We start from the raw sequence: 8236 nt of genomic DNA, 5'->3' as shown, positions 1-8236 counted from the left end.
CCGCTGATGGGCGCGGGGCTGGGCGGGGTGTTCGCGTTCCTGGCGCTGCTGCTGTTCGCGATGGGGTTCGTCTATGGGCCGTTGTCGGCGTGGCTGACCGACCTGTTCCCCGCGCGGGTGCGCTATACCGGCGTGTCGATGGCGTTCAACATTGCCGGGGTGATCGGCGGCGGGCTGACCCCGGTAATTGCGCAGAAGCTGGCGATGGATGCGGGGCTGGCTCCGGTCGGCTGGTATCTGAGTGGCGCGGCGGTGCTGAGCCTGATCGCCCTGCTCGCGCTGAAGGGGCGTGACGCGGCCTAATCGCACTGATCCACGTTAGTCGGCGGACCCTTGGCCGCTGCCACCCGTTGAGCGGGCACGGCATCGCAAGGGGCTTCCCATATGACAGACGAGACACAGTTCGACACCGACCACGGTAACGGTGGCGAAACCCACCAGCGCGTGCCCGAGCAAGGCGATCACGCGGGCGCGGATCACCTGACCACCAACCAGGGCATTCGCGTGTCCGACAATCAGAACCAGCTGAAGGCGGGTGCGCGCGGACCGGTGCTGCTGGAAGATTTCGTGCTGCGCGAGAAGATCTTCCATTTCGACCATGAGCGGATCCCCGAGCGAATCGTGCACGCGCGCGGCTCTGCGGCGCATGGCTATTTCGAAAGCTATGAGGATCTGTCCGACCTGACCAAGGCGGGACTTTTCAGCGCGAAGGGCAAGAAGACGCCGGTGTTCACGCGGTTTTCGACCGTGGCGGGCGGCGCCGGGTCGATCGATACGCCGCGCGATGTGCGCGGATTTGCCGTGAAGTTCTATACCAAAGAAGGCAATTGGGACCTGGTTGGCAACAACATCCCGGTGTTCTTCATCCAGGACGCGATCAAATTCCCCGACCTGGTTCATTCGGTGAAGATGGAGGCGGATCGCGGATACCCGCAGGCGGCGTCGGCGCACGATACCTTCTGGGACTTTATCAGCCTGATGCCCGAATCGATCCACATGATCATGTGGGCGATGAGCGACCGCACCATCCCGCGATCGCTGCGCACGATGCAGGGCTTTGGCGTCCACACCTTCCGCATGGTCAATGCGGCAGGCAAGTCGACCTTTGTCAAATTCCACTGGAAGCCGAAGCAGGGCGTGCAGTCGACCTGCTGGGACGAGGCGGTGAAGATCGCCGGGGCCGATCCCGATTTCCATCGCCGCGACCTGTTCGAGGCCATCGACCGCGGCGATTTCCCCGAATGGGAGCTGGGCATTCAGGCGTTCGACGAAGCATTCGCCGACAGCCTGCCCTATGACGTGCTCGACCCGACCAAGATCATTCCCGAGGAAGTGCTTCCGGTCCGACCGATCGGGCGGATGGTGCTCGATCGCTATCCCGACAATTTCTTCGCCGAGACCGAGCAGGTTGCCTACTGCCCGGGGAACATCGTGCCGGGGTTGGACTTCACCAACGATCCGCTGCTGCAGGGGCGGTTGTTCTCGTATCTCGACACGCAGCTCAAGCGGCTGGGATCGACCAATTTCCACCAGCTGCCGATCAATGCCGCGAAATGCCCGGTGATGAACTTTCAGCGCGACGGGCATATGCAGATGAACGTGCCCAAGGGGCGCGCGAATTACGAGCCCAACAGCCTGGACATGGCGGGGGAAGTGACCGGGCCGCGCGAATGCCCGGTGACCGGCTTCGAGACGCATCCCGGGCGCGCGGCCGAGCAGGAACAGGGCGACAAGCTGCGGCTGCGGCCGGAGAGCTTTGCCGACCACTATAGCCAGGCGCGGATGTTCTACCGCTCGCTGGCCGAGGCGGAGCAGGCGCATGTTGCCTTCGCACTTGTGTTCGAGCTGTCCAAGGTCGGGCTGGAGCATGTCCGCGAGCGGACGGTGGCCAATCTGGTGAATGTCGATCCGGAGCTGGCGCAGCGTGTGGCGGATGGGATCGGCATGCCGGTGCCTGCTGCGTCCAAGGCCGCGGCGGAGGTACAGGACTTCGACCTGTCGCCGGCGTTGCGGATCATCGATGGGCCGCTGGAGCCGGAGGATATTGTCGGCCGGTCGATCGCGATCCTTGTTGCCGACGGGTCGGATGCCGACGCAGTGGCAAAGATGACCAAGGCGATCGAGGGTGCTGGCGCGCGGGCGGTGATCGTCGCACCCAAGGTCGGTGGTGCCAAGATGTCGGACGGCTCGCTGCTCAAAGCGGATGCGCAGCTGGCGGGCTATCCGTCGGTGATGTCGGATGCGGTGGTGATCGCGCTGTCGGAAGAGGGCACCGCGATGCTGCTCAAGGAAGGCGCGGCTGTGCAGTTCGTGATGGATGCGTTCGCGCATCTGAAAGCGATTGCGGCGAGCGATGCGGCACAACCGCTGCTCGAAAAGGCGGGTGTGGAGCCGGACAATGGTGTGGTGGGTCTGGATGACGGGTTCGTCGCGGCGGCGGCGAAGCGCTATTGGGACCGCGAGCCGGGCGTGCGGATGCTGCCCTGATGCTCGGGCGGCGGCTTCCCGGTGGGAGCCGCCGCCGTCTTACGGGTAGCGTGGGCGAATGCGGAGGATGTCGATCGTCGTGTCAGTGATTTGATAGCTCACGATATGGTTCGGATGGACAATCAGTTCGCGCGTTCCATGGATGCGCCCTGGGCGGCCGCTCTCTGGGAACCGACACGTGCGATTGATCGCATCATCGATCATGATACGGAGGCGGGCCGCTGCTGATGCGTTTCGTTCGCCGATGAACTCAATAGCTCGACGAGCTGAAGCTCGGCGTCAGCTTCCCAGGTCGGACTGCGCACCCCGATGCTTTTCGATGATCGCGTCGATCTTCGCCATTACCTCCGCGTGGGGAATGCGTGGCCTAGTCGATGCGAGTCCAGCTTCCACCTGCGCGCGAAACTAGGCATCATAGGCTTGCGCCTCTTCCTCGGTTTCGAATTCCGAGTAGATCGGATCGAGCTTTCCCATGCGGGGAAGATGCGCCGCTAGGTCGCTTGGCGCAAGATCGTCAGCATCGCCTTGCCGTGGACCCGCTCGGTATCGGTGACGAAGCCGTCGACCTCGACCTTTTCGCCCTTCGCGGTTTCGATGCTGACCCAGGAGGCGGGGCCGGTCCAGCCGAGGCGGGCGAGCTTGTCGAGAGCGACCGCGCCTGCGCCGGTGCCATAGGGCGGGTCCATCATGATGAGGTCAAGCGGCTTGGGCGCGGGGCCGAGCGACAGGACCGATGCGGCGCGGATGTCGGGGCGGATGCCGAGCTTGTCGGCGTTGGCGCGCAGCGCGTCGAGCGCGGCGCGGTCCTGCTCGACGAACAGGCACGAGGCTGCGCCGCGCGACAGTGCCTCAAGGCCCAGCGCGCCCGAGCCGGCGAACAGGTCGGCGACGGCCAGCCCTTCGAAACTGCCGACGCGGCTGGTGAGCATCGAGAACAACGCCTCACGCGTGCGATCGGCGGTGGGGCGGGTGGCGTCGCCCTTGGGCGCGACGAGCGGGCGGCCGCGCCAGGTTCCGGCGATGATCCTCATGAGCGCGGGCCTCGTTTGGTCGGGTTACCCTTGCCCTTTGGCGGGCGCTTGCCGGGTGCGGTGCCGGGGTGGCGGGCGCCGGGTCGGAAGGCGCGCTTTGGCCGATCGAGCAGCGGGCTGCCGTCGTCGTCATGCTGGGCATGGCGCGGGGCGGAGGGCTTGCCGAATGGCTTGCCCTTTTGCTGCGAGGGACGGCGTTCCGGCCTCGGAGCCCCGTCAGCGGCATCGAGCCGCTGTCGGCGCTGTCCCACCCCCATCCCATCCCCGGAAAGGGAGAGGCTCTTCTTCTTTTGGATCGCAGCCTGGTGGCGGCGGCGTTGGGCGACGCCGAATTTTTCGGGACCCTTCTTCTCCGCCTTGGGGCGTGCGGGCTTATAGGCTTCGGGCTCGCTGACCTGCGCGCCCGCCTTGCGGCGTTCCGCGCGGTTGGCTGGGGACGGAGCTGCGGGTTCGGGCGTCTCTTCGGGTGGTGCATCCACCGCCTTGGACTTGCCCGACAGTTGCAGGTTCGATGCGGCCTTGCCGCCGCCGGGGCCGGTCAGCGCCTTGCGGAACACGATCAGGTCGTGCTGGCGGATTTCATCCACCGCGCCGACGGGCATGTCGCCGAGTTCGAACGGGCCGTAGCGGGTGCGGATCAGGCGGCTGACCTTGAGGCCGAGATGTTCGAGGACGCGGCGGACTTCGCGGTTCTTCCCCTCGGTCAGGGTCAGTTCGATCCACACATTCGCGCCGGTGCGGCGTTCGAGATTGGCGTTGATCGAGCCGTAGCGCACGCCTTCGATCTCGACGCCGAGCATCAGCTCTTCCAGCTGCTCCTGGGTGACCTGACCATAGGCGCGGGCGCGGTAGCTGCGCTCGACCCCGGTGGCGGGGAGTTCAAGCTGGCGCTTGAGCTCGCCATCGGTGGTCATCAGCAGCAGCCCCTCGGTCGAGAGATCGAGGCGGCCGACCGGCATCAGGCGGGGCAGGCCCTTGGGCAGACGGCTATAGATCGTCGGGCGACCGGCGGGATCGCGTTCGGTGGTGAGCAGCCCGGCGGGCTTATGGAAGCGGAACAGGCGCGCCGGGGCGGGCGCGGCGACCGGATTGCCATCGACGGTGACGCCGTGAAGCGAGGTCAGCACCGTGGCAGGCGTGGTCAGGGTCTGACCGTCGATCGCGACGCGGCCTTCGGCGATCATGCGTTCGATCTCGCGCCGTGACGCAATTCCGGCACGGGCGAGCAGCTTGGCGATACGTTCGCCGGCCTTGGCAGGTTGCCGTTCAGGTTGATTGGTCGATGAAGGGGACATTGAGGCGCGATACAGCGGGTTGGGCCCGCGCGCAAAATTCTTGTGCGCAGCCGAACCGGAACGCGTTCAATGCGTTTGACAGGCGTAACGTTCGGGTGGGTCATGGTATTCGGCAGGAAGAAGCGGCAGATCGTTCGGGTGCTGATCGTCGAAGACGAGCCGCTGGTGGCGTTCGACACCGAACATTTCCTGTCCGACGAAGGATTTACCGTCGTCGCCACGACCGATTCGGTGGGCGAGGCGATCGGGCACATCATCGCGGCGGAAAAGCCGCATATCGTGCTGGTCGACCTGGGCCTGAGCGATGGCAATGGCGCGGACGTGGCCCATGCGGCGTGCGCCGAGAACATTCCGGTGCTGATCATCACCGGGCGCGACCCGGCGGAGTTCGAACCGATCGGGCTTGGCTGCCTGACCAAGCCGTACAAGCAGCGCGATCTGGTCGCGGCGATCGACATTTGCGAGGCGCTGGCCGAGGGGCGCGCGCCCAAGCGCATTCCATCGGGCTTGCGCCTGTTCCAGCCCGTCGCGCAATAATCCTCACCCGGGCTTTGCAGCGGCGTTTTTCGCGCTAGGGTCGCTGTCAAAGCGTGGGGGATTGCATGAGTGACGCGGTGACGCCGGCCAGTGGATCGTTGATCGACGGGATCCGGCCCTATTTCGAAAAGGCGCCGCTCGCCGCGCTGGCGCTGGGCATTTCGTCCGGTTTTCCCTTTGCGATGATCGGCGCGACGCTGACCACGCGGCTGGCGCAGGACGGGATCACCAAGTCGGCGGTGACCGCCTTCGCGCTGACGTTCCTTGCCTATAACCTCAAATGGGCGTGGGCGCCGGTGGTGGACAAGTTCCGCATTCCTGTGCTGGGCGCGATCGGGATGCGGCGCAGCTGGCTGATCGTCACGGGCGCGCTGGTCGCGGCGGCGGTGGTGTTCCTCGGCAGCCTCGATCCGACCGCGTCGCTCGGCTGGGTCGTGGCGGCGGCGATCATGGTTGGCCTTGCCGGGGCGACGTTCGACATCGTGATCGACGCCTATCGCATCGAGCTGCTCGAACCGCGCCAGCTGGGCATCGGGTCGGGCATGTCGCAATATGGCTGGCGGATCGGGTCGGCCGGTGCGGGCGGACTGGCGCTGTATGTCGCCGATGGGGCGGGTTGGGGCGTGGCCTATGCCGCCTGCGCGATCTTTGCGCTGCCCGCGATCCTGGCCGGGCTGATCGTCGGCGAGCCGGAGCGTAAGGTGAGCCGCGAATGGCCCGAGCGGATGGCGCAGCGGCCGTATCTCATGTTCATCCTGTCGTTCGTTCCGCTCTACCTGGTTGGGCGCTGGATCGATGGGGTGCTGGGGGTCAACATCCTGTCGAACATGGTGCTGGTCGGCTATCTGTTCCCGCTATTCGACCTGACCGCGCGGCGTGCGCGCGATGCGGGCAAGCCGAGTGCGCTGACCTGGCTGGGGCTGGTGACCGTCGCGGGAGTCGGCGTCGGGCTGTGGCGCGGGTGGAGCGATCCGCTGGCGATCGCGCTGCTGGTGGCGGGTGCCGCCGCGCTGCTGGGGATCGCGTTGCTTCGTCCGGTTGCGGCAGCACCTGCCGACAGCGGCAAGGTCGGGCCGCTGATCGAATTTTTCCGGCGGGAGGGCGGCGCTGTGGTGCTGCTGTTCGTGCTGGTACACAAGCTGGGCGATACGCTGGCCAATCTGACGCTGCGGTTGCTGTTCAACGATCTCGGGTTCAGCAAGACCGAGATCGCGTTTTACGACGTCGGCGTCGGCTTTGTCGCGCTGCTGGCCGGGATTTTCGTTGGCGGCGTGCTGTATGTGAAGCTCGGCATGAAGCGGTCGGTGCTGCTCAGCCTGTTCCTTATGATGATTTCCAACGCCGCATTCGCCGCGCTGGCGGCAAGCGGCAAGAGCAACATCGGCATGGCCGCCGCGATGGGGTTCGAGAATTTCGCGAGCGGTGTCGGCGGGGTGTGTGTGGTCGCGTACCTTTCGGCCCTGTGCAACCTCAGCTTCACCGCGACGCAGTTCGCATTGCTGTCGGCGGCGGCGAGCATCCTGGGCCGGTTCCTGTCGGGCACGACCGCCGGGCTGCTGATCGAGGGCATGGGATATGTGAACTATTATCTGTTCACGACCGTGCTGGCGCTGCCCGGGGTGCTGCTGTTCTGGTGGATGATGGCGTCGGGGCTGGTCGACCGGTCGATCGGCAATGCCGGGACCGAGGGCGAGGGGGATGCGCGGGCGGAGAAGGCCCCGGCATGATCGCCTATCTCGCGGTGATCGGCATCCAGGTCGCGCTGGTCGTGCATCTGGTGAAGACGGGCCGCAACACGCTGTGGCTTGCGGCGCTGATCTTTCTGCCGGTGGTGGGCAGCATCGCCTATGTCATCGTCGAGATCCTGCCGGGGCTTGCCGGCAACCGGCATGTGCGCACCGCACGGGCCAAGGCGGTCGCGGCGCTAGACCCCGAGCGCGAGTTGCGCACGGCGCGCGATGCGCTCGACATGGCCGATACGGTGGCGAACAAGGTGCGGCTGGGCGACGCCTATGCCGAGCTGAAGCGGTGGAGCGAGGCCGAGGCGGCGTATCGCGACGCGCGCATGGGTGCTCCCGGTGACGCGGCGATCGAGCGCAAGATCGCGCGGGCGGTGTTCGAGCAAGGCCATGCCGCCGAAGCGCTGGCGCTGATCGACGCGCTCGACCCGCCATCGGGTCAGGCCGAGCGGGACCGGCTGTCGCTGCTGCGCGCGCGGATGCTCGAGCATCTCGGTCGCGCGCAGGAGGCGCTGGACCTGTATGCCGACATCGTGACGCGCCTCCCCGGCGAAGAGGCGCGGTGCCGTTATGCCGCGCTGCTGCTCGCCGAGGGCTGGGAGAACAAGGCGCGCAAGCAGCTGGAGGAGGTCGAGGCGCGGGCGCGGCGGCTCGACCGACAGCAGCGCGCGGCGGAGGCGGACATGTATCGCTGGGCCGCGGAGACGTTGGCGCAGTTGCGCGCGCGGGACCGCTAAACCTCCACCGGCATCCCGGCATCGGCGAAGGCGTTGGAGAGCGCGTGGGCGGTGGCCAGCACGGTGTCGATGCGGCGGATGCCGAGCAGGTCGGACAGGAGCAGATGGGCGCGTTCGCTGTCGCGCTCGACGCTGGCGATGACCGCGATCAGCGCGGCTTCGGATGCGGTCATGCGGGCGCAGCACCAGGGCGCGATCTGGATCGGGCCGGCGCTGGCGGCCGACATCTCCGCCATCAGCGTGCGCAGCAGCAATAGCGGGCGGCGGAAGCCCTTGCCGAAGGCGGTGATGAAGGCATGCGCGGCGGCGGCGTCGCCCAGGCCGTTCGCGCCGAGCTGGCGGATGCCGAACAGCAACAGGCGGGCGGCGGGATCCTCGGGCTGGAGCCGGGGAAGGAGGGTGCCGAGGGT

8 protein-coding genes and 2 pseudogenes are annotated in these 8236 nt (G+C 66.8%); 5 read left to right on the top strand and 5 right to left on the bottom strand.

Annotated features, from left to right (window positions below):
* Both AX681_RS22550 and AX681_RS14795 read left to right on the top strand, forming a co-directional pair.
* Nucleotides 1–303 (top strand): annotated as a pseudogene (locus AX681_RS22550) (MFS transporter); the annotation flags it as partial.
* 81 nt (nt 304–384) lie between these two features.
* Nucleotides 385–2487 (top strand): catalase, encoded by a 2103-nt coding sequence (locus AX681_RS14795; protein ID WP_066662109.1) that lies wholly within the window; start codon nt 385–387, stop codon nt 2485–2487.
* A 39-nt stretch (nt 2488–2526) separates the two neighbouring features.
* On the opposite strand, the gene AX681_RS23725 is transcribed toward AX681_RS14795, so the two are convergent.
* From AX681_RS23725 to AX681_RS21495, 4 genes and pseudogenes are all read right to left on the bottom strand, one after another.
* Complete coding sequence (locus tag AX681_RS23725) at nt 2527–2742, bottom strand: type II toxin-antitoxin system RelE/ParE family toxin (protein ID WP_082738043.1); 216 nt, start codon at nt 2740–2742, stop codon at nt 2527–2529.
* 24 nt (nt 2743–2766) lie between these two features.
* Nucleotides 2767–2886: pseudogene (locus AX681_RS23455) on the bottom strand (hypothetical protein); the annotation flags it as partial.
* Between the two features lie 92 nt (nt 2887–2978).
* Nucleotides 2979–3518 carry a 16S rRNA (guanine(966)-N(2))-methyltransferase RsmD gene (rsmD, locus tag AX681_RS14785; protein WP_066662116.1) on the bottom strand — a complete coding sequence of 180 codons (540 nt, stop codon included), beginning with the start codon at nt 3516–3518 and terminating at the stop codon, nt 2979–2981.
* Nucleotides 3515–4813 carry a pseudouridine synthase gene (locus AX681_RS21495; protein WP_082738044.1) on the bottom strand — a complete coding sequence of 433 codons (1299 nt, stop codon included), beginning with the start codon at nt 4811–4813 and terminating at the stop codon, nt 3515–3517. The genes rsmD and AX681_RS21495 overlap by 4 nt, the downstream gene beginning before the upstream one ends.
* A 102-nt stretch (nt 4814–4915) precedes the next feature.
* Here AX681_RS21495 and AX681_RS14775 point away from each other — a divergent pair, with 102 nt between their 5' ends.
* From AX681_RS14775 to AX681_RS14765, 3 genes are all read left to right on the top strand, one after another.
* Complete coding sequence (locus AX681_RS14775; RefSeq protein ID WP_066662119.1) at nt 4916–5350, top strand: response regulator transcription factor; 435 nt, start codon at nt 4916–4918, stop codon at nt 5348–5350.
* Nucleotides 5351–5415: 65 nt separating this feature from the next.
* Entirely contained in the window at nt 5416–7077 is a 1662-nt protein-coding gene (locus AX681_RS22885) for an AmpG family muropeptide MFS transporter (RefSeq protein ID WP_066682436.1), read from the top strand.
* Nucleotides 7074–7826, top strand: a complete 753-nt coding sequence (locus AX681_RS14765) for a PLDc N-terminal domain-containing protein (RefSeq protein ID WP_066659309.1) — start codon at nt 7074–7076, stop codon at nt 7824–7826. The genes AX681_RS22885 and AX681_RS14765 overlap by 4 nt, the downstream gene beginning before the upstream one ends.
* Here AX681_RS14765 and AX681_RS22545 read toward each other — a convergent pair.
* A partial coding sequence (locus tag AX681_RS22545; protein ID WP_066682435.1) for a DUF6628 family protein occupies nt 7823–8236 on the bottom strand: 414 nt, incomplete at its 5' end. The two genes, AX681_RS14765 and AX681_RS22545, sit on opposite strands and share 4 nt — an antisense overlap.

Source organism: Sphingomonas sp. CCH9-E2 (assembly GCF_001557215.1).
Lineage (GTDB): Bacteria > Pseudomonadota > Alphaproteobacteria > Sphingomonadales > Sphingomonadaceae > Sphingomonas.
Note: the sequence above shows the minus strand (reverse complement) of the source record. Positions and strands in the feature narration are given on the sequence as shown.

Coding starts and splice junctions, on each gene's coding strand:
- AX681_RS14795 (WP_066662109.1), top strand. CDS start 385: ATGACAGACGAGACACAGTTCGACACCGACCACGGTAACGGTGGCGAA.
- rsmD (WP_066662116.1), bottom strand. CDS start 3,518: ATGAGGATCATCGCCGGAACCTGGCGCGGCCGCCCGCTCGTCGCGCCC.
- AX681_RS21495 (WP_082738044.1), bottom strand. CDS start 4,813: ATGTCCCCTTCATCGACCAATCAACCTGAACGGCAACCTGCCAAGGCC.
- AX681_RS14775 (WP_066662119.1), top strand. CDS start 4,916: ATGGTATTCGGCAGGAAGAAGCGGCAGATCGTTCGGGTGCTGATCGTC.
- AX681_RS22885 (WP_066682436.1), top strand. CDS start 5,416: ATGAGTGACGCGGTGACGCCGGCCAGTGGATCGTTGATCGACGGGATC.
- AX681_RS14765 (WP_066659309.1), top strand. CDS start 7,074: ATGATCGCCTATCTCGCGGTGATCGGCATCCAGGTCGCGCTGGTCGTG.